This window comes from Paenibacillus sp. 37, assembly GCF_008386395.1.
GTDB classification, from domain to species: Bacteria; Bacillota; Bacilli; order Paenibacillales; family Paenibacillaceae; genus Paenibacillus; species Paenibacillus amylolyticus_B.
Map to the genome: position 1 here is coordinate 507,250 of NZ_CP043762.1, position 26,073 is coordinate 533,322.

General features: G+C 42.9%; 24 protein-coding genes and 1 pseudogene. 8 read left to right on the forward strand and 17 right to left on the reverse strand.

The genetic code is table 11. The features are described from left to right. Positions 1-36: 36 nt before the first annotated feature. Entirely contained in the window at positions 37-450 is a 414-nt protein-coding gene (locus tag F0220_RS32160; protein WP_076334219.1) for an Lrp/AsnC family transcriptional regulator, read from the reverse strand. Positions 451-719: 269 nt separating this feature from the next. Here F0220_RS32160 and F0220_RS33180 point away from each other — a divergent pair, with 269 nt between their 5' ends. Beyond that, the gene (locus tag F0220_RS33180; protein WP_146117038.1) at positions 720-902 is read left to right on the forward strand and encodes a hypothetical protein; all 183 of its coding nucleotides are present in this window, start codon (positions 720-722) and stop codon (positions 900-902) included. A 335-nt stretch (positions 903-1,237) separates the two neighbouring features. Here F0220_RS33180 and F0220_RS32165 read toward each other — a convergent pair whose 3' ends face one another. The 3 genes and pseudogenes from F0220_RS32165 to F0220_RS32175 form a co-directional block, all read right to left on the reverse strand. Then, a complete protein-coding gene (locus F0220_RS32165; RefSeq protein WP_146117037.1) occupies positions 1,238-1,426 on the reverse strand; it encodes a hypothetical protein in 189 nt (62 codons plus the stop codon). Then, a complete protein-coding gene (locus tag F0220_RS32170) occupies positions 1,387-1,695 on the reverse strand; it encodes a hypothetical protein (RefSeq protein ID WP_105598973.1) in 309 nt (102 codons plus the stop codon). The genes F0220_RS32165 and F0220_RS32170 overlap by 40 nt, the downstream gene beginning before the upstream one ends. Positions 1,696-1,707: 12 nt before the next feature. Then, positions 1,708-2,115 (reverse strand): annotated as a pseudogene (locus F0220_RS32175) (carbohydrate ABC transporter permease); the annotation flags it as partial. On the opposite strand from F0220_RS32175, the gene F0220_RS32180 reads away from it, so the two are divergent. Beyond that, entirely contained in the window at positions 2,060-2,305 is a 246-nt protein-coding gene (locus F0220_RS32180; RefSeq protein WP_223200042.1) for a GntR family transcriptional regulator, read from the forward strand. The pseudogene F0220_RS32175 and the gene F0220_RS32180 overlap by 56 nt on opposite strands. Positions 2,306-2,633: 328 nt before the next feature. Here the strand turns inward: F0220_RS32180 and F0220_RS32185 are convergent, their stop codons facing one another. Then, positions 2,634-3,533: an SDR family oxidoreductase gene (locus F0220_RS32185; protein WP_149847192.1), complete on the reverse strand. Its 900-nt coding sequence runs from the start codon at positions 3,531-3,533 to the stop codon at positions 2,634-2,636. Between the two features lie 137 nt (positions 3,534-3,670). Here F0220_RS32185 and F0220_RS32190 point away from each other — a divergent pair, with 137 nt between their 5' ends. Further along, positions 3,671-4,012: a winged helix-turn-helix transcriptional regulator gene (locus F0220_RS32190; protein WP_342345622.1), complete on the forward strand. Its 342-nt coding sequence runs from the start codon at positions 3,671-3,673 to the stop codon at positions 4,010-4,012. Positions 4,013-4,063: 51 nt separating this feature from the next. Here the strand turns inward: F0220_RS32190 and F0220_RS32195 are convergent, their stop codons facing one another. The 6 genes from F0220_RS32195 to F0220_RS32220 all read right to left on the reverse strand — a co-directional run bounded on the left by F0220_RS32195 (position 4,064) and on the right by F0220_RS32220 (position 12,987). Beyond that, positions 4,064-4,840 carry a response regulator gene (locus F0220_RS32195; protein WP_149847193.1) on the reverse strand — a complete coding sequence of 259 codons (777 nt, stop codon included), beginning with the start codon at positions 4,838-4,840 and terminating at the stop codon, positions 4,064-4,066. Continuing rightward, the gene (locus F0220_RS32200; protein WP_149847194.1) at positions 4,815-6,581 is read right to left on the reverse strand and encodes a cache domain-containing sensor histidine kinase; all 1,767 of its coding nucleotides are present in this window, start codon (positions 6,579-6,581) and stop codon (positions 4,815-4,817) included. Before F0220_RS32200 ends, F0220_RS32195 begins: the two co-directional genes overlap by 26 nt. Before the next feature lie 116 nt (positions 6,582-6,697). Further along, positions 6,698-8,218, reverse strand: coding sequence for an extracellular solute-binding protein (locus F0220_RS32205; RefSeq protein WP_188310578.1), 1,521 nt, complete (start codon positions 8,216-8,218; stop codon positions 6,698-6,700). Between the two features lie 61 nt (positions 8,219-8,279). Continuing rightward, entirely contained in the window at positions 8,280-9,014 is a 735-nt protein-coding gene (locus F0220_RS32210) for a carbohydrate ABC transporter permease (protein ID WP_223200043.1), read from the reverse strand. A gap of 185 nt (positions 9,015-9,199) precedes the next feature. Beyond that, the gene (locus F0220_RS32215; RefSeq protein ID WP_076222886.1) at positions 9,200-10,150 is read right to left on the reverse strand and encodes an ABC transporter permease; all 951 of its coding nucleotides are present in this window, start codon (positions 10,148-10,150) and stop codon (positions 9,200-9,202) included. A gap of 125 nt (positions 10,151-10,275) precedes the next feature. Next, positions 10,276-12,987, reverse strand: a complete 2,712-nt coding sequence (locus tag F0220_RS32220; protein ID WP_149847196.1) for a glycosyl hydrolase family 95 catalytic domain-containing protein — start codon at positions 12,985-12,987, stop codon at positions 10,276-10,278. A gap of 153 nt (positions 12,988-13,140) precedes the next feature. Between F0220_RS32220 and F0220_RS32225 the strand changes: the two genes are divergently transcribed. Next, on the forward strand, positions 13,141-14,025 hold the full coding sequence (locus F0220_RS32225) for an AraC family transcriptional regulator (protein ID WP_223200044.1): 885 nt from the start codon (positions 13,141-13,143) through the stop codon (positions 14,023-14,025). A gap of 1,755 nt (positions 14,026-15,780) precedes the next feature. Here the strand turns inward: F0220_RS32225 and F0220_RS32230 are convergent. The 3 genes from F0220_RS32230 to F0220_RS32240 all read right to left on the reverse strand — a co-directional run bounded on the left by F0220_RS32230 (position 15,781) and on the right by F0220_RS32240 (position 17,022). Beyond that, entirely contained in the window at positions 15,781-16,026 is a 246-nt protein-coding gene (locus tag F0220_RS32230) for a cyclic GMP-AMP synthase DncV-like nucleotidyltransferase (RefSeq protein WP_149847198.1), read from the reverse strand. 427 nt (positions 16,027-16,453) lie between these two features. Then, the gene (locus F0220_RS32235; RefSeq protein WP_149847199.1) at positions 16,454-16,678 is read right to left on the reverse strand and encodes a hypothetical protein; all 225 of its coding nucleotides are present in this window, start codon (positions 16,676-16,678) and stop codon (positions 16,454-16,456) included. A 2-nt stretch (positions 16,679-16,680) separates the two neighbouring features. Continuing rightward, positions 16,681-17,022 carry a beta-ketoacyl-[acyl-carrier-protein] synthase family protein gene (locus F0220_RS32240; RefSeq protein ID WP_149847200.1) on the reverse strand — a complete coding sequence of 114 codons (342 nt, stop codon included), beginning with the start codon at positions 17,020-17,022 and terminating at the stop codon, positions 16,681-16,683. Between the two features lie 467 nt (positions 17,023-17,489). Here F0220_RS32240 and F0220_RS32245 point away from each other — a divergent pair, with 467 nt between their 5' ends. Continuing rightward, the gene (locus F0220_RS32245) at positions 17,490-17,912 is read left to right on the forward strand and encodes a hypothetical protein (RefSeq protein WP_149847201.1); all 423 of its coding nucleotides are present in this window, start codon (positions 17,490-17,492) and stop codon (positions 17,910-17,912) included. Positions 17,913-17,957: 45 nt separating this feature from the next. After that, a complete protein-coding gene (locus tag F0220_RS32755) occupies positions 17,958-18,113 on the forward strand; it encodes a hypothetical protein (RefSeq protein WP_188310580.1) in 156 nt (51 codons plus the stop codon). 116 nt (positions 18,114-18,229) lie between these two features. On the opposite strand, the gene F0220_RS32250 is transcribed toward F0220_RS32755, so the two are convergent. Together F0220_RS32250 and F0220_RS32255 are read right to left on the reverse strand one after the other, a co-directional pair. After that, on the reverse strand, positions 18,230-20,140 hold the full coding sequence (locus F0220_RS32250) for a beta-glucoside-specific PTS transporter subunit IIABC (RefSeq protein ID WP_149847202.1): 1,911 nt from the start codon (positions 20,138-20,140) through the stop codon (positions 18,230-18,232). An 80-nt stretch (positions 20,141-20,220) separates the two neighbouring features. Then, positions 20,221-22,914, reverse strand: a complete 2,694-nt coding sequence (locus tag F0220_RS32255; protein ID WP_149847203.1) for a glycosyl hydrolase family 2 protein — start codon at positions 22,912-22,914, stop codon at positions 20,221-20,223. Between the two features lie 306 nt (positions 22,915-23,220). On the opposite strand from F0220_RS32255, the gene F0220_RS32260 reads away from it, so the two are divergent. Further along, on the forward strand, positions 23,221-24,222 hold the full coding sequence (locus F0220_RS32260; RefSeq protein ID WP_149847204.1) for an AraC family transcriptional regulator: 1,002 nt from the start codon (positions 23,221-23,223) through the stop codon (positions 24,220-24,222). A 119-nt stretch (positions 24,223-24,341) separates the two neighbouring features. Further along, a complete protein-coding gene (locus F0220_RS32265) occupies positions 24,342-24,659 on the forward strand; it encodes a substrate-binding domain-containing protein (RefSeq protein ID WP_188310581.1) in 318 nt (105 codons plus the stop codon). Between the two features lie 205 nt (positions 24,660-24,864). Here the strand turns inward: F0220_RS32265 and F0220_RS32270 are convergent, their stop codons facing one another. Then, the gene (locus F0220_RS32270; protein WP_149847205.1) at positions 24,865-26,058 is read right to left on the reverse strand and encodes an MFS transporter; all 1,194 of its coding nucleotides are present in this window, start codon (positions 26,056-26,058) and stop codon (positions 24,865-24,867) included. Positions 26,059-26,073: the final 15 nt, after the last annotated feature.

Consider the following 26,073-nt stretch of genomic DNA (forward strand, 5'->3'; position numbering starts at 1 on the left):
TATTTTGTATCACATTAAATTCGTTGTTTAATTGGATTAAATTAGCTCAGAGATAATGTGTAGGACTTTGTAATTTGCATATTCATTTAACAGTTCCAAAAAGTTATTCAACTCATCATTAGAAGGAAATCCACCTTGGATCATATAATTCATTTGTCCAGAAATTCTATAATGGTGGAGAATAAATTGTTGTTTGGATTGAATAAACTCTAAATATCTTTTATGACTAAGATGCGTCATTTCAGTCTCGATAAACACCTGATGAGTATACCCAAGCTTAGACGGATCAACTTCAATTGTATATTTTTTTATAACGTTTTTATCCTCCATTTGTTTAATTCTTGCAGAAACCGATGGGGGTGTCATATGAACCAATTGGGCTAACTTATTTTCACGAATTCTGGAATTTTTTTTCAGCTGTTTTAATATCTCAATATCCGTATTATCCATTAAGTTATACACTCCTTATTATTTAAAAGAAAAGATGGGATATACCAAATTTTTTAAATTACTATATACAAATTTACAAGTACAGTATACACATACCACGTTAGCAGATGGTAAACTATAATTTTTATTAAAGGAGAATATGACATGGACAAACCACAATTTAATCACGTTGCGTGGTTCGAAATTGGAGCAAACCAACCCAAAGAGGTAAAAGATTTTTACAGCTAGATGTTTGGTTGGAAGTTTAAAGCAACAATGATCTGCCTGGTGTGAATTATGATGCAGTGCTTCAAGGAAATGGAGAAATGCCAACAGGCGGTATTCTGCACACTGCAAACAAGCTTGAAGAATACTCAACATTTTATGTGATAGTAGAGGTTCAAGAATTTTTGATAAGTATGGGCTTCTTCATCAGCCTTAGCAAGCGTATAAGTTGCCTTTCTATAAATTAATTGCATCAGTTTGAGCATAGCACTCATTACAAGCGCACTCACCGAGACGCCAAACTCTTACTTTATCGATTCATCGACAAGGTCAAAGTATAGGGGGCTTCAAAGCCGACATCGACTGGCTGTTGACGTTGTCCTTCAGTGGAAGAATGAATTATGATTTGATGCATAGTACGTGAAAGGGTTAAATTCGTCCCATAATTGTAAAGCATCGGTTGCAGAAATCAGGACCGGATTTTCTCCACCTGAGGGATCCGTTTCAAGCTGAAAAGGAATTATCCCGCCATCGTACAGCTTCTGGCCGACAGAAACCTGAACCTGGATGGATACCGTCCTAATCAGGGATGGCCCCAAGGAGAACGTTCCAGTTCGTTCTGGGTTTGATCCGTTGCCATATGCGAATTGCGGATGCTTCTCCAGCCCATAACTCCGGAGCTGTTATCCTCGATAACAGAGAGAATATGCAGCCCCGGCTCAAGGTAACCGCTCACATCATACAGCTCTGCGGTGTCGATAACGTGTTGCAAGATCCTACCTGTACCCCGTCGATCCACAGCTCCGTTTCCCGCGTCCGTTCCATTGTGAAGAAAAGTAATTTGCCCTGCCATTCCTCCGGAATAATGACTTGGTGTTCAAATCGGGCACGTCCCTCATACGCATGCTTCCGGGTCAGATGATCAGAGGAAACCTCCGGCTTCGATCCCAGAACATGCTCGTCGGGTGTTCCGGGTAATGCGATGGTCTTGGACACTAATTTTCCCGGATCAGTCCAGAGACATGGTTTGTCTGCTGCCATTCTCCATTGGTCTCATCCTTTCAATCCCGTTGTGCTAATACCTTCTACAGTGTACCGCAGGTTTTAAAGATGATGAGAATAGGCGGAATCAGCGACAGCGTAGCCATCGCAAACATGGCGGACCAAGCTGTACCTGAGCTCGGGTCTGCGAACAGACTGAGGGCGACGCTGATGGTGTACAGCAGCGGTTTCCCTAAATAAATCAGCGGCCCCGAAGAAATTGTCCCAGGACCAATAAAATTCAAATATGGCCGCTGTCACTAACGCCGGTGTAATGAGCGGCATAATGACACGCGCGAAAATACCGAACCGGCTGCAGCCGTCAATCTTGGCAGCCTCATCCAATTCGTAAGGAATGGTGCGGATGAATTGCAGCGGCAAAAAGATAAAAAAGGCAGAACCGAAAAGGGCCGGAACCAATCAGTTGGCCGAGCAATTGTCGATTAACCGGAACACTATTCAAAGCGTATATGCACAATTGAAAGAAGAAGGACTTCTGCTGATGCAAAAGGGGCGGGGAACGCAAGTTGCCGACGAAGAACAAATCCAGCGCTTTAAAGCTAACAATCCTCATTTTTCCTTTGTGGAGCAAATGATTGACGACAATTAGAACCTTCATTGATGATGCCCAAAAAACAGTCATTTCCGTCGGCGCTACCAATGACGTCTCATCACTGTTTAGCATGATAAGACAGCCGTGACTAGATCTGAATTAATTGACAGCAAGTAAGGGAATCCGAGACTAGTATTAGAACAATTCGACGTGCTCATGCAGTCTAACTGCTCTAATTTCAGCCAAAGCACAAATAACCACTACTCTCGTAGTGGTCATTGTTAAGTTATAGCTCACTTGCTGATCTCGGCAATCGTCTGTCTCCCTCCCGGTATAAACTGAACTTGCTTTTCTCTGCGAATGGATCGCTCCGAATCCTATGTTGTTATAGTGCGAAAAATCCATTCTGTACAGCTTGTTTCACCCACTCTTGGAGTGGAGTGCCCGGTGTAGCAGAACGCAACTCGTCGCTGACCTGGTCTGGCTTGGGAAGTAATTGAAAATGAGAATTTAATCCAAGCCATTTGTAGGAGTCGGCGAGGCCTTTTGCTGTTTCCTTGCCTAGCATTGGAGATAATGCTTCTTCGAACGCTTCCACGGGGAGAGAATAAAACTGTATTTTTCGATTTAATGTGGCGCTAAATTGCTCTGCCAGCTGATTTCCAGTTAGCGCCTCAGGTCCTACGATAGGCAATGTCTCCCCTGCCAGTTCTGGGTGGTTAAGTGCATATACGCTGTAAGCGGCTGCATCTTCCATACTAATCCATGCGACTGCAGAATCAGCAGGTACAGGGTAAGCCAGTGTTTGGTTGTCTACAACGCCGGGAATAAGGAAGTTTTCCATATAAAATGTAGGTTGTAGGATAATAGTCGGAATGCCACTTTGCTTCACATAAGCGATCAATTCTCTCTTAATATCATAAGCAGCAACACCTGTAACATCATCTGTAAAGAAACCGCTGGTATTAAAAACAAGGAGTTTAACATTGGCTTTTTTGGCAGCATCGACGGTATTACGGATGAATTGTCGATTACGCTCCAAGTCGTAGTCCACCGGCAGCACCAGGAATACTTTGTTGATACCGTGATGAGCAGGAGTTAGGCTGCTAGCATCTGTTAGATCGCCAACAAAGGCAGTAATGCCCTGCTCTTGAAGCTGAGCGGCCTTGTCCGAATTTCTTACGATTGTATGAACGGCGTGTCCTTCTTTCAGAAGCTTGCTGGCGACTGCTCCTCCTTGTACGCCGCCTGCTCCATATACTAATATCTTATCCTTAGTTGTCATTTATTCATCATCCTTCCGTTTACTAAAAGTAATTTAGTGACTATAGTTAAATAATATAGGTTTAAATTCAATAATGTAAGTACGCACATGAAGGATATATAGTATCCTTAAGGATACCTAAAAAGGAGAGAATCAGAGTGGATAATCAAGACTCACATTGCTCGCAATGCCCGGTTGAATTTACAGTCAATATGATTGGGGGCAAGTATAAGCTGCTTATTCTGCACAACCTTTCGCTTCTCGGCGTAAGACGGTTTAATGAATTAAGAAAAGGATTTCCCAATATTACGCAGCGTACACTCACTCGCCAGCTGCGTGAGCTCGAAAACGATGGGCTGATTAACCGACAAGTGTATTCTGAAATTCCACCCAAGGTAGAGTATTCTTTGTCAGAGACCGGGAAGAGCCTTCATTCTATACTTTATCAGATAGAGGAATGGGGCTTAAATTATATCGCAAATAATCCAAAAAATTCATAGGCCATGGCAAGTATGTCTCAGTTCACATCATACCCATGGTCTGTATTTCCTTTAAAAAAATAGAGAATTCGAGTCTGATTGCACTTTCCGGTCTCTGAACTGTCCCGGAGTTTCATTATTAAATTTGCGAAACACTTTATAAAAAGTCCGCTGGTTCTCATACCCTACCATTCTGGCTATCGTATCCAGAGACAAATTCTTCATGCTAGCCATCATATCCTTAGCCTTACCTATCCTTACCTGGTTTATATATTGCACGAAAGTATTTCCGGTTTCCCGCTTAAAGATCTGTCCAAGGTACACTGGATGCAAATTCAGGTATTCCGCCGCATCAGATAAAGAAATATCCTTCATGTAACTTTGCTCTATATAGGCTTTTAGCAGTTTAATATGTTCGTTCTGCGAGGTACCCATTTCTTCAGGAGAATTGCCAGACACTTCCAAAATTTCACGTTCTTGAATCAGTTCACATGCTGTTCTTCTTAGAACCTCAGCTAACTCCACCTGGTTAATTGGCTTAAGTAAATACTCTATCACCTGCAATTTAACAGCTGTGCGTGCATAGTCGAATACATCGTGCCCAGTTAGGATAATGAAGCGCTTTATATCTTTTTGCTGCGCTCGCCGAATCAGCTCCAGACCGTCTATCTCTGGCATATGGATATCCGTAATGATTAAATCCGGACGGACAAGTTCTATTCGTTCCAGCGCTTCGATGCTATCACGAGCCGTTATGATTTGCCTGAACGCTGTCTTTTCTTCCTCAATCATGTCTCGCAGACCTTCCAGAATTATTGGCTCATCATCCACAATCAGTAGTTTGAGCATTGGAGTATTCCTCCTTCAGCAGCAGTTTAAGGCAACAAACCGTCTCTTTGCCGGGAGTACTTATTATTCCAAGCGATGATTCTTTACCGTAATATGCTTTGACCCGTTCAGCCACATTACTAAGCCCGATGCCTGTCGTCTTATGCTGCGATTCATGCTTGGTGATACTGCCCTCCAGCAGCCGCTGAAGAAACTTTATCTGCTGCTCCGATATCCCGGAACCGTTGTCGGCTACCTCAATCCACACATATCCATGTTTTCTTTCTATCCGCAACGTAATCCGCTTGCTGCCCCTGTTCCTGGACAAACCATGGATCATACTGTTCTCCACCAGCGGCTGCAGGATAAATCTGGGACAAGGCAACGATAATAGCGTTTCCTCTACCTGGAGCTCCACCTCAAGGTCACTCATACGGATTTGATGTATTGCGATATAGGTGCTTACATGATCTAGCTCATCTCGAAGCGTCGTATGTTCCGACTTTGACAGACTGTAGCGGAACAAATTACCGAGAGAAAGAGCCATCTCTGCTACTTTATAATCCTTATTTGATCTGGCAAGCATTCGCATCGTTTCTAGGGTATTATATAGAAAATGGGGTTGAATTTGTGCCTGCAGCATTTTGAAATCTGCTTCTTTCTTAAGCATCTCCACCTTTTGAACATGGTTTACTAATTCATCCATGCGGCTGATCATTTCATTATAGTTCGTGATTAGGAAGCCGATTTCGTCTTTCCCAGCTTTCCCCTTAACGGGGTTGTTCAGGAACTCTGGCTCCACTCTGCGCATATGACGCGAGAGCCGGACGATTCGTTTGGTTAGCGAAGAGACGATCCAAAAGTACAGAGCGGACAGCAAGGCGAGCAGCGCCAAACCGCAAGCTACCCATAACTGCTTTACCCTCAGGAATTCAAATAAAGCTGCCCGTTTATTCACCTCGATAATCGTTAGCCCCAGCTTTGGAATATGAACAGAATTAATCAACAGTCGATCATGGTCGGCAAGAAATCCTCCCAAGGATTCATTACCAAACAGCTGGATAATGGAGCGTATTTGCTCATCTGACAGCTTCGTATTCGTGACATAGCTAACCATCTTTCCTTGACGATCAAGCACCATTATTGCATTATCCGGATGTACTTGAGTCAAGGCCGACACGAATTGATCTAACATTGCAGGGTCAACACTTATCTGAATAATACCTAGATCAGTAATATAGGAATTACTGTACAGCTTCTGGAAATAACTCAGTGCCGGAGCGGCAGGATCGAAAGATTGCTTCCATAGTCCCTGGGCTGGACGCAACTCTCCAATTTCATCAGGAGTTAGGAATCTCCCTATATCACGATAGTTCTGAAAACCGGGAGCCTCCAATAGCCGTTTCTGATACTTGGGATAAACTGTAAGATTTTGCACTAAAGGATCTGCCAGATAAGCAAACGAAAATGCTGGATTAATTTCTTTTAAATACGAGTAGATTAAATCACGGTCATCCACAAACCCTCCTTGCAAAAAGTCAATTAAAGCTGCATTGTTTTGATAAACCGAAGTAAGTGATTCCAGCTTAGCCAGGCTTGAATCCAGATTGGATGCAGTCTGCTCCAAATTTTGCTGGTTTGCAAGTTGATATTGAGTGAGCATTTTGTCATACAGCTGAATATAGGAGAACAGAGCGAAGAACAGAAATGGAAGCACAATGAGGAGAATGTAACCCAAGTACATTTTTGTACGTATACGCATATTACATATCTCCCCGCTGTCTAATATGGTATTTTAACGTTGGTGAGCTCATACAGGATGCGGGCTTCTTGAGCCTGCATCCTGTATGAGCGGTATAGTGCCTGTATGTTTGCTTGTTACTTCGTTAACTGATCATACTTTTGCTTAAGAGGACCGTACTGCGCGGTTGCCCATTCTTCGAGCTTGCTCATTCCGATTTTTTCGGCTTTTTTAATCAGCTCGTCGAAGGCAGCCTGTGCTTCAGCTTCTGTAGCAGCCAGATAGATCTTAGTGACCTCCGTTTTCACCATATTTTCGATGTTCGTGCGGATAATCTGTTCGGGTGAATCCGTGTCAGGATTAATCATACCTATCGCCGGATTAAACTTAATTATTGGTGAGTACTTCTCTCCCTGCCGTGTCGTTTCCGAGCCTTCTTTGTAAGATGTTAATGCCATTCCTACACCTGTCTCAGTAGGCACACCCCACCAGTACACCCCTTTTTTCTTCAGTAGCTCGAGATCGTTAATATCATAAGTGAATTCCGGGTACCCGGCTGTATTCCAGCTCCAATCCTTGCCCTCTACGCCCCACTCTGCCGTTCTCCAGCCTTCCTCTGAGTATAGATATTTCAAAAATTTGACGGTCGCTTCCACATTTTTATTACTCTTGGTGACATACATTCCCAGCCCCCCGGTTCCTGAGCTTAGGATGGAGGCCTCTGGTTCAAGCGGTTCGGCCAATTGAACAAAGCTGATACCGTTGTCTTTGTTATCCGCATTGAGGCGTTCTGCCCCGGAATAGGTCCAGGTATAGGCGAAGCCCTTCCCGGCAGCCATCATTTGCTCTGTCTCCGTCTCATTCTTATAGGCAAAGTTCTCGGATGTTATATATCCGTTCCGATATAGGCTATTCATATACAACATCGACTTGCGTACAGCGTCTTGTCTCAGATAGTAAACAATCTTCCCATTCTCGTCCACAAAACCTCCATAAGCACCGAATTGTGCATCGAAATATGGCCTTTGCCAGTTAGGATTAAGAATTAAAGGCGTCATCTCCGGATATTTCTCTTTGACAGTTGCGAACACATTATCAAGATCATCCAGTGACTTAATGGACGGATTACCTATTTCCTCCAGAACATCCTTGCGCATGGCTAACCCGGGAACCATCATATGGGCATAAGGATTAGCCTTCCACTCGGATTCAGGAGAAAAGTCATTACGAATGGCGTAATAATTCCCGTCACTTACAGTATTCACTAGTTCCTTTACTGGATCGAACTTCACATCAGGAGCATATTTAGGAAAAATTTCGTTATACGGCAAGCTTAGATTGCCATCTGACATTAGCTTGAAGTTAAAAGAAACAATGATATCCGGGAGATCCCCTGAAGCTACCATCAGCGCCAATTGCTTATCGTCCGTGGCAACCGTAATTTTCGGTTTCACCCCAGTAGCTTTAGTGATCATTTCCGGAATTTCCCCGGACCAGTCCTGAAAAGGATACCATGTTGCATCAACGAACATACTCAGCTCCACTGGCTTATTTCCATTGTCGGTAGATGATGCAACACCACTCTGTTCCCCATTTTTGCTGCATGCTGAAAGTACGCCGACTACCAAAAGCACCGCCAGTATAAGCTTAAATAGCATACGTGAGCTTTTCCCCATCTTTCTTTCCCCCATTCATGTGATTTTGGAAATTACCGGATGTTTAACCTTTTACCGAACCGAGCATCATCCCCGAAACAAAGTACTTTTGCAGAAACGGATAAACCCCGAGAATCGGAATAATAGACACCACCATTGCCGTCGCTTGAATAGAGAAGGGCGTAACCTTAGCTCTGGACATCGAAGCTGCTGCAGCATCCCCCGTGGGTACCATTGACTGATTGATTACCTGCATCATCCGATAAGTAAGCGTTCTCAAGTTCTCGTTCTGAACGAAATATGCAGAGTCGAGCCAGGAGTTCCACTGTCCGGAGCCAATGAATAGGCTCATCGTCGCCATCAGCGGCATGGAGACAGGTACAACGATGCTGAAGAATATCCTCAGTTCACTTGCTCCATCTATTCGAGCAGATTCTCCTAGTTCATCTGGAATTTCACGAAAGAAAGAGATGGCTATCAGCAGGAAGAACAAATTCAGCATGCTGGGAATCACGTATACCCCGAATGTGTTAATCAGCCCGAGGCTTTTGAGCACAATGTAGAAAGCAATCAGTCCACCCGAGAAATTCATCGCTACTACCACGATAAAAAAATACGTTTTTCTAAACATCAAATCTCGCTTCGCAAGCCCATATGCAACCATACTGGTGAAAAACACTGCGAGCACCGTACCCACTATCGTCCGTAGGATCGAAACCAGAAAAGCATTTACCCATTTGGGATCTTCAATAAAGTAGATGTAATTCCCCAGCGTGAACTCCCTCGGCCATAAATACATTCCTCCAAGGTTAGAATCAGATCCTGAATTGAATGTAATGATAAGAATGTAATAGAAGGGGTACAGCGTAATAAACACAATGATTAATAAAATTACCGTTATCAGAATGTCCAGTATCCAATCCTCCATCGTTCTTTTCCTGCGCATGGCTTCACTGCCTTTTCTGTTTGAGTAATGACCCTAGGCTAGAACAATCCGGTTCCCGAGAACCGCTTGGCGATAAAATTACTGGTGAAGATCAGGAAAACCGAGATTACCGACTGCATAAGGTCAATTGCTGTGGCAAAAGAGAACCGTCCCTGGGCTAGACCAACCGAAAATGCATATGTCTGGATAATCTGCGACTTCTCGTTGTTGAGCGGATTCCCCAGCAGCATCGACTGTTCGAAATTTGACCCTACCAATCCGCCTCCCAGAATACTACCGATGGTCAGAATGAGCACTACTATGCTGGCACTTTTGAGCCCCGGTAAGGTAATGTACAGAATTCGTTTAAGTCTGCCAGCCCCGTCAATCTCCGCTGCCTCATACAATGCTGGATCAATGCCAGCCAAAGCTGCCAGAAAAATAATTGTCCACCAGCCTGCCTCCTTCCAGATCGCAGTCATAACCGCCAAGCCATAGAACGAATCGGGATCGGTCAGGATTTGTACAGGTTCCTTGATGATATGCAGCGATAGCATCAACTCATTGAAAATTCCAAAACCGGATGAAAAGAAAGCGTATGCAATACCAGTCACTACAACCCAGGAAATGAAATGTGGCAGGTAGCTTACAGTCTGTACAAACCTTTTAAAAAATACATGTTTGACCTCGCTAAGCATAATCGCAAACAGGATCGGAATCGGATACGAAAAAATCACTTTCAGTACACTGAGTATTAACGTATTGCGCACCAGGCTTGGAAAGTTGTAATCGTTAATCAACTCTCTAAAATGCGACAATCCTGCCCAGGAACTGGTGAAGATACCTTCAATACCAGTAGAAATTTTGTAATTCTTGAAGGCGATGATAATGCCGAACATCGGAATGTAGCTGAAGACCAGCAAGAAAAGAATCCCAAGTCCTACGAACAAATGAAAGGGTAGCTGCTTGTGTAAACGTTTTAGAAATAGTTCTTCTTGAATGATGTCCACCTCCTTGACGGCTAATAGATTAACTCGCTTTCTAGGTTAAATTATAGGTTCCTCAAACCGTCATGAACACAGTTCATTTCCAATAATGAGATGTCCATTTTCAAGGTGTCACAGTTGGACTGGTCCTACAATTGAAACGCAACTGTAACCTCGGTACCTTCACTAAGTGTTAACTGAATATATTTCCCGCGTAAGTCCTGTTGTACATCCGCTTTACTTCCGTCGATCTTGGCTTGAGTCCAAGATAGTCCCACCCTTATTCGGATGGTATTTCCATTCTTGCTGGAACTCACTACTACATGCACCGTTTTGGCGGAAAGATTCCAGGATAATGCCTTGACTTCGACCCAGGTTCTCGCCATAAGCCCATGTATAGAACCCTTTGTCCAATCAGAAGGCAAAGCCGGAAGAATCTCTATTTCACCCGTATCCGAGAATAACAGCGCTTCATTAATGGCTCCTACAGTACCGAAAGAGGTATCCGTGCAATAACAATTGCATCTTCTGTTTGAATCATGATCTGTCATTAAGGAGCTGTAATAACCCGCATCCCTCATCATGGGAAGAAGTGCTGAGAGCACTCCGTCACCATTTTTCAGCCTAGCTTGAACTAGCGCCTTATGCATCCAACCATGCCCAGCGGTATCGTCGACAGTATTAAATCGATCTCTATTGTCAATCGCAATCTTTGCAGCCTGCTTTAACTCCGGATCGGTTTGTGTTTCATAGGCTGGCCATGCCACATAAAGATGGCTCAAATGTCGATGATTGTTATTTTCCGTATAATCACTCATAGCCCATTCGCGCAAAGCACCATCATAGTCATATTTATAATTTGGCAGCAACTCAAGCAATGCTGTCCACTTAGCTATGGCTTTTTCATAACCATCGCGCTTGACTGCCTTTTCCATGGAGATAACCATAGATAGACCATCCCGTGCAGCAGAAATGTCCATGGTGGCATTCGCCGTGATTGTGCTGTTATATCCGATGGGGTGATTCTCTGGAGAATATGTGGGAATAATTAGGTATTTCTCTCCTGAATTCAAAGTCTTTTTGTCAAACTGGTAGCATGCCTTGCCGTTGATGTCCGTGTAATATTCCGGTGTGCAGATCTGCTGCCAAAAGTTTGCCTGCTTGGTAAGCAAGGGAAGCAGAATATCTTCTGCAAGATCCAGATAGCCTTTGTCTAACAGCTGTGTGAACTCCTCATCGCTCATGCCTCCATCTTGTACACTCAGAATGGTCTGCAGTTCATGAATCCGCATATTATCATGAAGCGGTATCTTTTGGTTGCCGTAACACTGCCAGTATTCATAAATGGGCAGAAGGCACCAGCTTGCCCCCGCGTTCCAGTATTCGAACGGATAATCATTGTCATATTCCACATGCATCCCGCGATCGCCGTCAGAGTTAACGGAAACCTGCAGTGCATCGTGCATCCCGTACGCCATCCGCGCATTGTATTCAAAGTCGGGAGTATTTCTCAAGAAAAATATAATATATCCGAGCTGTGCTTGCGTTAAATGGCCTGTATTCATGGAAGCAACCTGCAGATTCACATTAGCATCAAGCGTATAAATACCCCGCCAGCCAGGATTCCACTCCCCGGTCCACATTCCATATAAGCGCGGTGCACTGGTACCGCTGCAGCAGATCATGGCATACCGTCCCTGGTTATACACCTGCTCCATAAAAGCATGATTGACTCTGTCCGGAGTTGATTTTTGCGTTGTGATCAAGGTCTGGTTGTCTGAATTTTTGTAGTGGTCGTCGCCATCAATACTGAAGCTCACTGCATTAAACTCTACTGAATGCTTCCTTGTATGGGCAGCGAGAGCTGCATCATAATTTAATTGACCGTCTGAAGCCAAATATTTTTGCACAACCGCGTTTATATCTTGATAGAGTTGGTCTACGATCTTATATTGTGTCATTTCAGCAAATTCTTCGATTCTTCCCATAGAGTGAGTTCTGCTTGAGCGCGTAATTAAATATACGGCATCAGCGTCCTTAATCTGAATTACCGGATTTGGTTCTCGCCCAACATTGATCAGTTCATGACTGCCAGCCATCAGCATTCTCTTCTTGGTTCCGTTTACAACAACAATCTGAGTCAATCCGGCATACCCGCCGTAAGCTAGTTCACTTCCCTGATACACCGGATAATGAGCAACCTGGGCGAGATAATTCGCACCGGAGTCCACCAGCTTCTTATATTGCAGCTCCCTCAGCTCGATGTGACCTTCGTTCGCTCCGCTTATTGTGGAGATGTCATCAATGGAGAGGGTTATATTAATTTTTGTGCCTGTAGAAGATGCTGTGATCTTGGTAAAAGTTACATTATCCTCACGGGACGTAAAGGATGTGCGGACCCATTCCCCATTCTCATCGCTGTAGCGTACCCCAGTCTCTGCTGTTTCATAATTCGTCCATCTCTCATAACCACTCAGACTTCCTTGGGAGGGTATACTGAATCGGAGTTGGTGTCCAGGATGGTAGCTATAATAGAAGGTTCTGATCCTTGTGGAACCGGTTTTATTCGTAACCTTCCATTTATCGTTCTGCTTAAAAACATTTTGTCTGGCATCAGTCAGTTGCTCCGTCAATTCTTCCGGAATCACTCTTGGATCCTTGGAAGGATAGTTAAAGAACATATTCTGAAAAATAAAACTGTCCGTATACGGCGAACCTGAAGTAATATATCCGTTCTCCCCGTTTCCGCTAACCATACCCTCCCGCCATGCATTTCCGGGATTAACAGAGGAAACTTCCGTGTAGGCGTTTGCATAATTTCCTTTCTTATACAAGCGTATTGTTTCCGGTAAACTGGTCATTAGGTCTCCTCCTGATCTGTTTGGGCTGCAATTATTAACATTACGTCGGATTTCAGTAATAATTATATCAATGGAGACTGGAATTCGTTATCCTTGGAGATGACAAGGAAGAGGGAAGCATGTCGTAATTTTACAAGGGGAGGGTTAGATCGCATGGAATTACCTAATATTAACATCGGAAATCTAGATATCAAACTGACTCTTGGCGCAGTAGTATTGAACGTATTGTATGTTAAGTTCGGGTATTTCCACAGTCCTATGCCTGAACACAGCCATAGCCAAGGAAGCTACGAACTGCATTTTATTCCAACCGGCCAAGGTATTCTGAATGCACAAGGAAACCGTTACGCAATCACGCCCGGCACGTTATTTGTAACCGGTCCAGATGTCGTTCACGAGCAGATTCCGGATCCAGAAGACCCGATGGCGGAATACTGCATTTTCTTTGAGATTTTGCCCGGAAATTCCATATATCCGAATGTCAAACGTTCCTTCGTAAGAGAGCAGTCTCTCCCCGAATTACTGGTATCCACCCCCTTCTGGATTGGGAAAGAGGATGGGAAAATGCTCGAATTGTTCAAAATGCTTGCTGAAGAGCTTTCCCTTCAACAAATCGGCGTCCATCATATGGCAACCAACATTCTTGAGATGATTGTAATTTGTTTGTTAAGACATTACAGCGAGAATCACACGACCATACCGTCCCTTCCCCTGAAGACTCTTGATGATAGCAGACTGCTTATGATTGAGAACAGCTTTTTATACCAATACAGCTCCATTAGCCTGCAACAGCTTGCTAACGAATTGGGGCTAAGCACAAGACAGACGGAACGAATGGTTCATAAGCAATACGGTATGTCCTTCAAAGATAAGAAGCTGCAAGCACGAATGGCTGCAGCTTCAAGGCTTCTACTCACAACGGAAACTTCCATCGGCCTAATCGCAGCACAAGTGGGTTTCGCAACACCGGAACAATTCAGTAATGTATTCAAAAAATATTTTGGGATGACAGCCACTAAATACAAAAGGAAGCGTTGAAACGAAGCTAAAACCATTTAGAATAAAGCCTACTTTGTTTACACTGGAGAATTCCGGATTGAGCAACGAAGCACTATGTGCTTCACGTTTACTTTTTATTGGATAACTTATCAAAAATAGCCATACTCAGCGTTAGCGTTGTGTTCGCATGTGAAATTACAACAGTCCCAAAATAGGCAGTACCTGCTGCCGAAATCGATGATGTACCTGCCTGGGTTCACATAGAACCGTTTACTGAAATGAAGGTTGTAACCACCACATTGCCTGTACGGGTTGTCATTCTTACATGACCTCTGCTCTAAATAATCAAATAAGTTAACTTCAGTACTACTAGAATGAAGCATATTCCTTAAAGTTCTACATTCCTCGGAAATGCTCTCTTCATAAGCATTCATAAGATCTAATAGCATTGATGATTCAACTCTAAAAAGTAATCAGGAAGATATTTTTGAATATTCTTTAAATTATCCATTACTTGGTCTATTTTCATAGTAAGTAATCTTACAAGATATACCCTGCGTTATTGAGAGCAAGTACATTTTCAACCGAAATGTTATCCTTCAGCCAAATACAGGTTACTAATTCCTGTTGTATTAATAGGAGTCTAGTAATAAGAGCATTCTTCTTTTTATCACCCGTGAAAAGTGATGTGTGGTGAATTTTTCACTATATCCCAGATCGTCTGCTAATATCATCGGTTTTGGAATTGCAAATTTAAGCTAACCTTGAGATAAATTCGATATGTGCTGTAAAAATTTTGTGCTAATGTTTCCTATATCTCGTAAAAAAATTTCTGTTGCGATATTATCACTTTTAAACAATGTCGTATCATAATAGAGGTATGTAGGATAAAGAGTACTTCCTTTGAGATTCCCATCTTCCAGTTTGTAGGCACTTATCCATTCCTTTAATCATTGAACTAACCTGCCCATTAGTTTAATGATTATGAACAAAATAACGATTAGATAAACACCTAATCGGCATAAGAACATCTTCTTGTCCACACGGTAATCGGTTCAAGTTCTTGTCTTTTTTACAACTACTACGATCTAGGCAATGTGTTCGTCCCTTGTTACAAAAGTATATTCCCCTTTCCATTAAGGCTATAGTTCCGGTTGAAATACTTTTGAGCATTGAAGCTGGTCTCTTGATCATTATCCAGCCATTAGTGCGTTAATTACTCAATAGAGACCACCACTTCCACTTAGATAGTTTCTAACCGGAAATGGGAACATGTTCTTGTCCCTCTCGGCAATCGGTAGAAGTTCTTGTCCTCAACTGCCAGTTTCAGTCTGATATTTCGCTTTTTTAATGTCTAGCCGATCGTGTTTAACCTCTCATCTTGTCAGTTTTCCTTTGAACATTGTTATGTATTATGGTATTTAATGAAGTTGTAAATGCGTGTGCTTAATGTTTAGATATACACCTAATCGGCAATCGGACTATGTTCTTGTCCTTGGATCGGGACAAGAACTTGTACCGATAAAATAAAAAAGCCGCTATATTAGCGACTTCAAAGGGACTATGTTCTTGTCCCTCGACAACGGTCAAAGCAAGAACATTGTTCCTTAGGCTTAAGTTCCTCTTTCTGACCTTCTTAACAAGAACAAACAAAAAAACGTTAATCAATTTTACCACGAAGATTAACGTTTTTAAAAATTCAATTTTTTCACATATGCTTCAACTGATTTTTGGAGTTTAATAAGATCCATATCTGGTTTGCTTCCTCTGACCATCAGTGCAACTGTATGATTTTCACTCCGTTGACATTTTAAAATAAGGCCCTAAGTCAATATCGTAATTTTTCCCGTCTAAAGGTTTAATACCAGTCTTCATCGCATAACTACCCTGATTAAAGGTTGTATAGGACTTAGCAGCTGCAGGCATTTTTTCTGATAGACGTTCAATAATGATATCTCGTTTTTCTTTAAGGATGGTTGACTCGTCGCTTAATTTAATTGAATCATGAAAATCTTCGAATTGACTTTGGTTATGTGGCACAAAACTTCATCCTCTCATTCATAACTAATAGAGAAAACTATATTGGTGAATTATGTTATTTCCTAGCTCTTCGTAAACTTTAATTTTAAGAGACTTTTGTCACTATTTTTCAAAAGTTGGGGCCAATCTCATTTTTAATGCTAATCCAACAGTTGGAAAAAGTCAACTTTTTTTTACGAACACTTGATCCTGTTGTATCCTTATGTTGTGTTATGTTTAACATTAAAGTACTACATGTTGAAATTAATTATTTATAAATTTCCATATAGTTTTCGCCTTGGAAAGTGTTGAGATCAATAAACTGGAGATCTCGAATTATCTTAAATCATTTTTACCTATACTTGGTCAAATCAATAAAAAAGGAAGTCTTGATGATATTTTAAGACCTATAAAGTTACTCTTGGTAAAACTGAGCGGATGAAGGGAGTTATGTTCGTCGCAATTTCAGTTGACTTGTACCGAAGACTCCAGCATCAAACGTGACGACTTCCATCTCCTGATCACTTGTAAACTCCGATTGGTGCAGTCCAAGCTTTAGAATCGGTTCAACTGCACTTTTCGCTCCAACTTTAACGCAGACGCCAGGGAGCTTACGGCAACTTTCAACACGATAATCACCGGCAATAGTCGATACACCGATCAGTGCGGTCATACTCAAGTAACTCCCTTGTTTGTCCATATGATCCGGAATGAATGAGTCGGCAAAGCATGATTTTTTGTACCGCTACTGAACATCCAGTCTAATATTGTTAATGCATTAGAGAGTGAAAGGCTACCTGACTGCCCGACGGAAATGGGCATAACCTCACTTAGCCCTAGTTCTTGTCTCAATTTAACACTGCCATTAACACCGGTTTCCAAGTCCGTCTGATGACAGTGACAGAGCAAGTCAATTCCTTCGGTCCAATGCCCATTCGTTTCGATTAAATTCGTTATCCGCACCCATGGCATTTCTACTCCCACAGCAGCCTCTGCGTGATGAATTGTCAAATACATAGCTCGTTTACCTCCTTGACATACCGATGAATAGCACAACCGTAATAGCCACCGAAGCCAACGGAAATCGTCATATAAATGTCGCCATGCTTTAATAAGCCTGTAGCAAGTCACTCCTTCCTTGCATCCTTTATTCTCGAGCACGCTGTTCGTGAGCTATAACAACTGCTTGTCCGTCTTCCACATCTCCATCATTTGGCCCACGGTATCATCCATTCCATCGAAATGCCCAGGGCAACATTCAGGTTCTTCTCCGGCGGTTCCTTTGATAAACAATCACGTCCGAAGCCGATCTGTTCAACTTTCATCCTTGTACCGCTGGAAGAACCATCTGCGGTTGAATTAGAACCAGAAATAAATTGCATTGTGTTAATTTTTTATGAACTTAATAGTTTTTTTTTTATATATGAATACTAGAAAAAGAACAAATCAACCCCACAAAATGGCTCGCGAAAGGACGAAGTACATTGACCTTACTTTCCAGAGAAGAAAGAGCATCGCAACAGACTCAGGAGCAATCCGCACTAAACCGTTATCTAAAAAGAATGTCGATTCGGGAACAACATTTAATGGACTTGCAAACAAAAACCCCCTTCGAGGTAGATACTCCAGAACGGGTAGCATTTCGTGAAAATTTGATTCAAAGGGAGTATCCCATTTCTAAAAAACAGATATTTTTAGTAAACGATATCATGCCTTTTAAATACTTGGCAAAAGGAACGGCGGCTGGTAAATCCGTATGTCGCATTGTTATAAGAGGAGATGGCGGAGGTATCTTGGGACATGGTTCCGGATTTTTGGTCACACCAAACCTGCTCTTAACCAACAACCATGTTCTGGAAAATTTTGAAACAGCAAGCATAAGCTCGGCCCAATTTGATTATGAATAGGGTATTGAATTCCAGGAATTCCAATTAGCACCTGATGTTTTCTTCATGACCGATGCACAACTCGACTTCACTTTGGTTGCCGTTCAAGAGCAATCAACAACAGGCAAACATATCAGGGACTACGGATACTTGCCATTGGTAAAACAAACAGGGAAAATTCTCATTGGAGAATATGTCTCAGTCTTTACGCATATCACATAGTGCTGTTATTGAGCTAATGTCAATTTATATGATCTCTTGACTTAAAAAAAATAGCCCGCTATGCGAGCGAGCTTGATAATCATCTTCATTGAGTTAAAGAACATAAGGAGTTGCCTCTACACTTTTATTGTAATTACTGGACTACCCGCAGAAATATTTTGTGCCCCCATCCGACTTACTGACACATAATTGTCAGAGTTCGTTATGATCAGCGGAGTAATCAATTCAAAACCTCTTTCTTTAATTTTCGCCAAATCTACTTCCATCAGGACATCACCGACATTCACCAAATCACCTTCTTGGACTTTGAGAGAGAAGCCCTCGCCTTTCAGTTTGACCGTATCAAGGCCAACATGGATCAGAACCTCCACACCATCGTTGGCAATGACTGCAATCGCATGTCTTGATTTGGTTATCGTGGTAACTACACCTTCAACAGGAGATACAATCGTTCCGTTTGAAGGGATAATTGCAATTCCTTTGCCCATCGCTTCACTAGAGAACGCCTCATCTGCAACACTTGCAAGGTCAACAACCTCTCCAGTCACAGGGCTATACACCGTCATCTCTGCTTTCGTAACAGATGAACTTGAACCTTCATCCGTTTCCTCAATAGCGGAAACGGATACGGAATCCGTTGTGCCTTGCGTTGCTAACTCGCCGGATTTGGTGCGGGTTTGGTATCCCCACAGATAGGTCAAAATGAAACCAACCACCAGACCCACCGCCATTTGCAACACATAACCATAGAAGCCGGGATCAATGCCTTGAGGATTGACTGCACCAGGAATACCGAATACGCCGGATGGAGCAAATGCATAAACTTTGGACAAAAAGGCTCCACCGATCACTCCACCAATACTACCACCGATAATCGCCATTATGAGCGGTTTTTTTTGAGGAAGCAGTACACCGTAAAGTGCTGGTTCACTCACACCGAGCAATGCTGTGCCACCAGTTGAAATACCCAGTGTTTTCAGCTGTTTATCCCGTGCTCTCAGTCCAAAGGCCAAGGCTGCGCCTGCCATCGCAAACTGATTCGCTGCCAGTAACCCCATCACAGAATCGTAACCAACAGTTGCCATGTTGTTAATAAAGATTGGGATAAAGGCCCAGTGCAAACCAAACATGACGATCAGAATCCATGGTCCACCCAATACAAGTCCAGCAAGAATCGGATTAAAATTGTAGATAGCCGTTGTAATATCAGCAAGACCGTTACTGAGGTATGTGATTACAGGACCGATGATGAACAGTGTCAGTGGCACCGTAACCAAGAGTACGATAAATGGAGCCAGAAAATATCTAAAACCTTGCGCGATACGCTTCTCAATAACACGATTTAACAGGGATGCAAACCATACCGCAACAATTGCGGGGAATACGGATGATGTGTAATTCATGATATTCATCGGCAGACTGAGGAAGGTCAACTGCTGCTCAGAGCCTACAAAACTCACTAGCGCGGGGTAGACCATGGAACTTCCAATAATCATTCCCACATATCGATTCAAGCCAAAGTATTTGGCGGCGGAGCTACCCAGGAAAATCGGGAAGAAATAAAACAGTGCATCACCGATAGCATTCAGTACGATATACGTTCCATCCGTTGCCGTCAGAGCACCGAATGCAGATAGACAAGCCAGCAATCCTTTAATAATACCACTTGCTGCAAGCGCTCCCATAACAGGCATAAACACACCGGAAATCATGGATGTGAAGCGGTCAAAGAGACTTTTCTTCTCACCTTGTACCTCATTGGAGGATTCAGTATGGCTCATGTCTCCCAGGAGGGAAGACAGCTCATTAAATACGGGAACAACCTGATTCCCGATGACCACCTGATATTGTCCTCCTTGCTGAATAACGGTCAGCACGCCATCCATTGCTTTGATCTCTTCGGCATTGGGGATTTTGCTGTTTTTGAGTTCGAATCTCAACCGGGTTACACAGTGGGTAACCTTATTGATATTTTCTTTGCCTCCGACACTGCGTAACACATCCGTTGCCAGTTGACGATGATCCATGCCTGCTCACTCCTTCATGGGTGAGATATGGAATGAACAAATAAGCTCGTGTGCATTCAATGTGCATTCCATATCTATTCTCAGTACTGTAAATAGACATTACCTACAATACCTGTCGGTTCCTGAATCAGGAACTGGGACAGGAAATCTTGCTGTTCTTTTACAAGCGTATTCGTCACTTCAATCACAAGTCTGTTGCCCTTTGGTTGTAAACATCCGCTTGCTTCGTACGCATAAGGCGGACAGATTCGCGTTCCGATATCATGCCCATTCAGCCACACTTGAGCTACTTCGTACGGTTCATGAATGACCAGCCGCGCTGCTGCCGGTACTTCGTGCATATCGAACTCTATCCCATATCGCACGGTCCCCGAGAACTCGGGTAACATCGTCGGTACGGCAAGTGAAGTAAGTTCAGCACATGTCCCATATGCAGAGAATTCCGGGTATTGCTTAGCCGTTGCCAAGGAGAGCTTCCACTCTCCTGTAATCTCGTGTAGGTTGGTGTATGAACAATGTGCAGTTGAGACTTCCGCGATCTCTTCACTCAGTGCAGTCCCCTGCACAATCAACACAGATTCATATTTTTCGAGCCTCAAGGAGAATGATTGCTTGTTTCCATACATGCTGGTGTGAAGTGGTGAGAGTGTATTCGCAAAAGCATTATAGATGTACATCTCATCCACGCCCTTCAAAGCCGGAACGGTAATCGTGGTCTCAATCGCTTTTGCCGGATCTTCATTGAAGAACATATATACCTCACCGTCGTTATGACGGTAGTGGTAATAACGCAAGTAGGGCTGGTATTCCGAAACGGTGATCTCATACACATGGTCACTCCGCAGGCGCGTCGCCAGTTCATCTAGTGCAACAATACTCACAGATTTATGCTCCTTCAGATCTGACAACTCGCTCGTGCAATCCTCTCCTTCACTGCTTCGAGCAGGAAGTCCATCCACGAAATAGACCTGTAAACCGGCTTCGGCATAGGCAACCAGTTGAGCAATTAATTGACTCGGTAGCGCTTCGGCATAAGGGATAATCAGGGCAGAGAACTGTTCACGGTTCATCTGGAGTTTTCCGTCTTTCACCTGCGCCGAGATCACCAGTTCCGATGGAACGATGTCAAAATCTATCTGGTTCTGCGTAAGCTCTCTCGCGGGCTTCTGGAACAACATATACTCTCCAGCCCACTCCGCTTCTGCATGATACAGAATGGCTGCCGGTGCAACATGCACACCATCCGATAACAGATGACTTACTCTGTTCATGTAGTAAGTTAGTATTGGCAGATACCGATACTGCGGATCATATCCGTTCGCGTATAGATGAGGTGGACAATCTGGATCAGGATACTTTTTCGGCGAAAATGCATGTGGCACAAAATGGTTCACACCCCGTACCAGCATGTGGTCCGTTAGCCATTTCATCAGTTTCAGCCCTTCTCCGAACCCATATGCACCGTACACTTCACACATGGTACGACCGTGCTTCTTAGGGTCCAGGTGTCCGAGTGAGGTTCCCATCTTCGCCATTCCATAATGGAAGAACTCACCGTCCCATCCAGTGGATGTGAATGATTTGTAATAGCCATCATCCATGCCTGGCAGAATCTGATGAAGCACCACGTCAATGCCGGACATATCCTGCCCCCACAGACTGCGATAGAAATGCCCTGTACCATAACCGAGTCTTGCATGAGCGTTATTGTCTTCAATGACATGCCCAATGTACTCTACACCATGGGCGCGACACCACTCTCCCAATCTGTCCGTGAAATGTTCTGCGTATAATCGAGTGATCAGATCCATGTAGCGATAGCGCATCTCTTGTCCTTTCACACCTGCATTCGCCCACAACAAGGGGAGTGAACGAATAACATCATCGTCGGATCCTTCCTGCTTTAACATGTCCTGCAAATCTTCACACCACGGAAGAATCATATCTAGGCGTCCGATGGAAGCCAGTGTTCCTTTTACATTGCCAAACCTTGGCTCATCCGAGAAAAATCCAGCCAGTGTCGATCCAAAATCATCTTTGTATCGATCATAATGTGCCTCGTACACCGTATCAATCAGCACCTGTGTGGCTTCGGGCACAATTGGATTCAGATATCCTTCGGTTGCTTTTTCCCCTCCATCATAGGTAAGAACCAGCGTAAAGATTCTCCAACGCCCCTCAGGCAGATCCCAGTGCACCGTTCCTTCATGTAATTGTGAGGTCAGATCAACTAGGGAATCGGGATCAATCTCATCAGGTCCCGTTTTGCGAGCGGCAACTACACCAACAATCCGATCTTTAGCCGAGAAGACTTGCTTTTGTTCTCCCTCATGATCCGACTTTACTTGCTCCACTCCAACACTAATACCTCTCTGGCCGGGTCGTTGCAGCGCCCATTTCACCAGAATCCCCGCCTGAAGCTGGGGTCCGACGAAATCTTGTTGATGTATTTTCAGAAACTGCTTCTGGTACTGGGGATAATCCGTCTTGATTCTGCCAGCGGCATATCCTGTAGGAAAATGAGAATCATCCAGAATCCACACTTTCATCTTCCGGTTACGCGCCTCATCCATGATGATATCCAGATCTGTCCACCATTGGGGACCTACAAAATCCGGATGCGGGCGGGATTCCACACAAACCGCCTTGATGCCACTCTCCTCAATAATCTGCATATGTTTACGCAGTACAAGTTCTTCTTCACCATGCTGCCAGAAGAAAGGCAAAATATAATTGTTCTCCCGGTTTTCCAACACCTCGGTCATCTTTCTCATCAAAAACCCTTCCCTTCTGCTAGACAAACAACTTCGTTGTTTATGCTCTCTCCTATCTATCAAGTGTCAAAATTACATATTATAGAAAGGAAATCCCATATGAGCCAAAACATAAATCAATACATTAAAATCCATTAATCAATCGTAAACAGACCAATATAAATATAAACAAAGATGTTTAATCACTTCACACTTTTAATATAGCGCTTTCAAATGAAGACCGAAATATCAAAACAATACATATTGACTGTCATAAATTCAGATGTTAAGGTTACTATAAACTTCAGCCGACTGGAGGCAGTGAGCATGAATCACGACCAATTGGATGCAAAGCTTCGTAAGCTTACGGATAGGGATCTGCATTATCAGGCTCATCCTTCTGCACACTCTGCTACCTACGATTCATTGAAGAGAGTAGATCATGAAGGACAGAAAGTTTATGTTTTTGCGGACATGATTGGAGAGAAAGATAACATCACCATTTCCAAGCACACACGGTTTGCCGAGGTTCCGCTACATATTCACACTTTTATTGAGCTCAGCTTCGTATATTCCGGTCAGTGCACCCAGATCATCAATGGAAAAAAGGTCACGCTAAAGGGCGGACAGATCTGTATTGTAGATACAGGCATTCCCCACGCCATTCTGTCCACATCGGAAGAAGATGTGATTATTAATATTCTGATTCGTAAGCGTTACTTTTCCTCTTCTTTCCTGAGCAAACTGGCCAACAATGGCATTCTGTCTCACTTTCTGGCGAATGCCATCTCAGATCGTAAGAATCATAACCGGTACATTATTTTTCATTCCGAGAATAACACCAACATTCCTATCCTGATGAGACAACTGCTCTGTGAATTTTATGACCCGTCACTCGGCTCATCCGAGATGATGGATTCCTATATGCTGCTGATCTTCTACGAACTGCTGCGTGTGTTCCAGTACGACACGAATCGTCCTCGCACACTGACGCAGAACAAGGTGACGATCATTGAAATTTTGAAATATATTGAGAATCGTTATATGGACTGCACCCTCACATCCACCGCGGAGCATTTCAACTTCAATGCCAACTATTTGTCCACCTTGATCAAAAAAACAACCGGTCAGACCTTCAAGGATCTGGTTCAGAGTGAAAAATTCAACTACTGCGCGTTCTTGCTCGCCAATACCAATCGCCCGATTTATGATATTGCCAGCAGTACGGGGCATAGCAACTTGAGCTTCTTTTACAAAAAATTTCAGGATCACTTCGGCATTACGCCTCAGCAATATCGGGAACAACATGCTGCCAGAATAATGGAATGATAGTGAATAAAGAACCCTTTGCATCTGTTATGGCTTCCCTCTCGGGCTCAGTGAAATGTTTATAGTTCAACCAATATTGTCAGCAAAAAAACTTCCCGAATTTTCAGGATAAAGTTTATGTGCGAGACGGAGAAGAACTTGCAAAATGGTGGATTGCACAAACAAACAGACCTGATGCTATTCTTTGTGCTAATGATGAGGTTGCAGCCGGATTTATTACTGAACTAAGGAGGTCTAAATTTTCGGTTCCAGGGGACGTTGGGATCATTGGATTTGATAATACCGAGGTGGCAAATTTAATGGATCTGACAACGATTCACTATCCTGTGGAACAGCAGGCAGAGAATGCATTTTTAATTCTACAGAACATGCTTCATTCAACTGACAAAACGTTGATTTCTCTGGAATATACTTTGATTGAGAGGCATACGACTTAGGTTATTTCAAGAATTTCAAAAAGAATTTATCAGTACTAGGTCAACTCTGGTCGACAAGGGCATCAAAATACTGGATAGCTTGGGAAGAAGGTCTACACTCGGTATATTTCAATAGCCAGAAACGTTCAAAAGAGACTAAACGACCGTTTCCTAATACAATATGGGAAACGGCCGAAATTAAATCCTCTTATTACATAACTACCTGTTATCGTTCTGTTATAGAGAGTTGTTTTCGAAGTGCACTTTCTTTTCTACCATATAAGAAGTAATAAAAAACAAGTGTTGCCAAAACAAGCAGGCCAAGAAATACGTACAAACCATCATATCCTGTATATGGAATGATCAAACCGATAACAGATGGTCCAAATCCGTTCCCTAAATCTATAAATATAAAAAAGGTGGCAGTTGCTAAACCAACTCGGTGAGGTTCGGCTAAACCAATAGATACAGCTTGAGATATAGAAGAAATGTTACCAAAACCTAGAGCGACCAGTCCTGCTGCCAGCAACAAAGTAACTCCACTCGTAACGGATCCTAAAAGGAGTAAGCCTGCCCCGAAAAGGACAAAAGCTGGATACATGATTACGTTTGCTCCCTTTTTGTCCACGACCCGTCCAGTAAATGGTCTGGATATTAGGACAAAAACGGTATACACCATAAAGAAAAAACTTGCCGATTCTACTAAGTTCAATTCCAAAGCATAAACATTTAAGTACGATATTATACCAGAAAAACAAAAACTCATCAGAAATGCAATGATTGCTATGGGTAACACATTCAGTTCTATAAAGTCAGCAAGTTTTATTCCCGTTCCTTTTTTCGCTTCAGTGTTATTAGACAAAGGAATTTTCATGAAAATTGCAATCACAAAATTAATAAGTCCCAGCAAGAAACATAAATAATAAATCATATTGAAACTTACATTCTGACTCATATACATACCAATAAATGGACCTAAACCAGTCGCTAATGCCGTACTAATTGCAAAATAACTAATTCCTTCACCTTTTCGAGATGCTGGAAGAGTCAAGACGACAACTGTGCCTACAACAGTTTGTGCCATCCCTACCGTGAATCCATTTATCAATCGACTTAAAATGAGAAAAGAAATATTGTAATGAATGAGGTAAAGTAATGTTGTTAAAATAAACATAAGCAGTCCAGTTATCAATATTTTTTTTGATTTTACAAGGCGTCCTGTTAATACCCGACCTATTAATGATCCGATAATGAAAACACCTACAATAATCCCTGCTTGGCTGGAGGTTGCATTAAACTCATTAATGGCATACAGCGTAATTGTCGAATTTAGTAAAAAGAATATTAAAGTTATAAAGAAATTTATAGCTGAAAGAGAAATGAACTCTCTCGTCCACAGTCTTGTATTTAACTGGCTCATGATGATTCTCCTTGG

Bases quoted from the DNA above. Each gene is read 5' to 3' on its own strand.
- F0220_RS32205 (WP_188310578.1), bottom strand. From the start codon at position 8,218: ATGCTATTTAAGCTTATACTGGCGGTGCTTTTGGTAGTCGGCGTACTT.
- F0220_RS32755 (WP_188310580.1), top strand. From the start codon at position 17,958: ATGACCGATGCACAACTCGACTTCACTTTGGTTGCCGTTCAAGAGCAA.
- F0220_RS32185 (WP_149847192.1), bottom strand. From the start codon at position 3,533: ATGACAACTAAGGATAAGATATTAGTATATGGAGCAGGCGGCGTACAA.
- F0220_RS32225 (WP_223200044.1), top strand. From the start codon at position 13,141: ATGGAATTACCTAATATTAACATCGGAAATCTAGATATCAAACTGACT.
- F0220_RS32220 (WP_149847196.1), bottom strand. From the start codon at position 12,987: ATGACCAGTTTACCGGAAACAATACGCTTGTATAAGAAAGGAAATTAT.
- F0220_RS32180 (WP_223200042.1), top strand. From the start codon at position 2,060: ATGAATTGCAGCGGCAAAAAGATAAAAAAGGCAGAACCGAAAAGGGCC.
- F0220_RS32200 (WP_149847194.1), bottom strand. From the start codon at position 6,581: ATGCGTATACGTACAAAAATGTACTTGGGTTACATTCTCCTCATTGTG.
- F0220_RS32170 (WP_105598973.1), bottom strand. From the start codon at position 1,695: ATGGCAGCAGACAAACCATGTCTCTGGACTGATCCGGGAAAATTAGTG.
- F0220_RS32195 (WP_149847193.1), bottom strand. From the start codon at position 4,840: ATGCTCAAACTACTGATTGTGGATGATGAGCCAATAATTCTGGAAGGT.
- F0220_RS32255 (WP_149847203.1), bottom strand. From the start codon at position 22,914: ATGAGAAAGATGACCGAGGTGTTGGAAAACCGGGAGAACAATTATATT.
- F0220_RS32160 (WP_076334219.1), bottom strand. From the start codon at position 450: ATGGATAATACGGATATTGAGATATTAAAACAGCTGAAAAAAAATTCC.
- F0220_RS32270 (WP_149847205.1), bottom strand. From the start codon at position 26,058: ATGAGCCAGTTAAATACAAGACTGTGGACGAGAGAGTTCATTTCTCTT.
- F0220_RS32235 (WP_149847199.1), bottom strand. From the start codon at position 16,678: ATGACCGCACTGATCGGTGTATCGACTATTGCCGGTGATTATCGTGTT.
- F0220_RS32260 (WP_149847204.1), top strand. From the start codon at position 23,221: ATGAATCACGACCAATTGGATGCAAAGCTTCGTAAGCTTACGGATAGG.
- F0220_RS32210 (WP_223200043.1), bottom strand. From the start codon at position 9,014: ATGTATTTATGGCCGAGGGAGTTCACGCTGGGGAATTACATCTACTTT.
- F0220_RS32250 (WP_149847202.1), bottom strand. From the start codon at position 20,140: ATGGATCATCGTCAACTGGCAACGGATGTGTTACGCAGTGTCGGAGGC.
- F0220_RS32240 (WP_149847200.1), bottom strand. From the start codon at position 17,022: ATGTATTTGACAATTCATCACGCAGAGGCTGCTGTGGGAGTAGAAATG.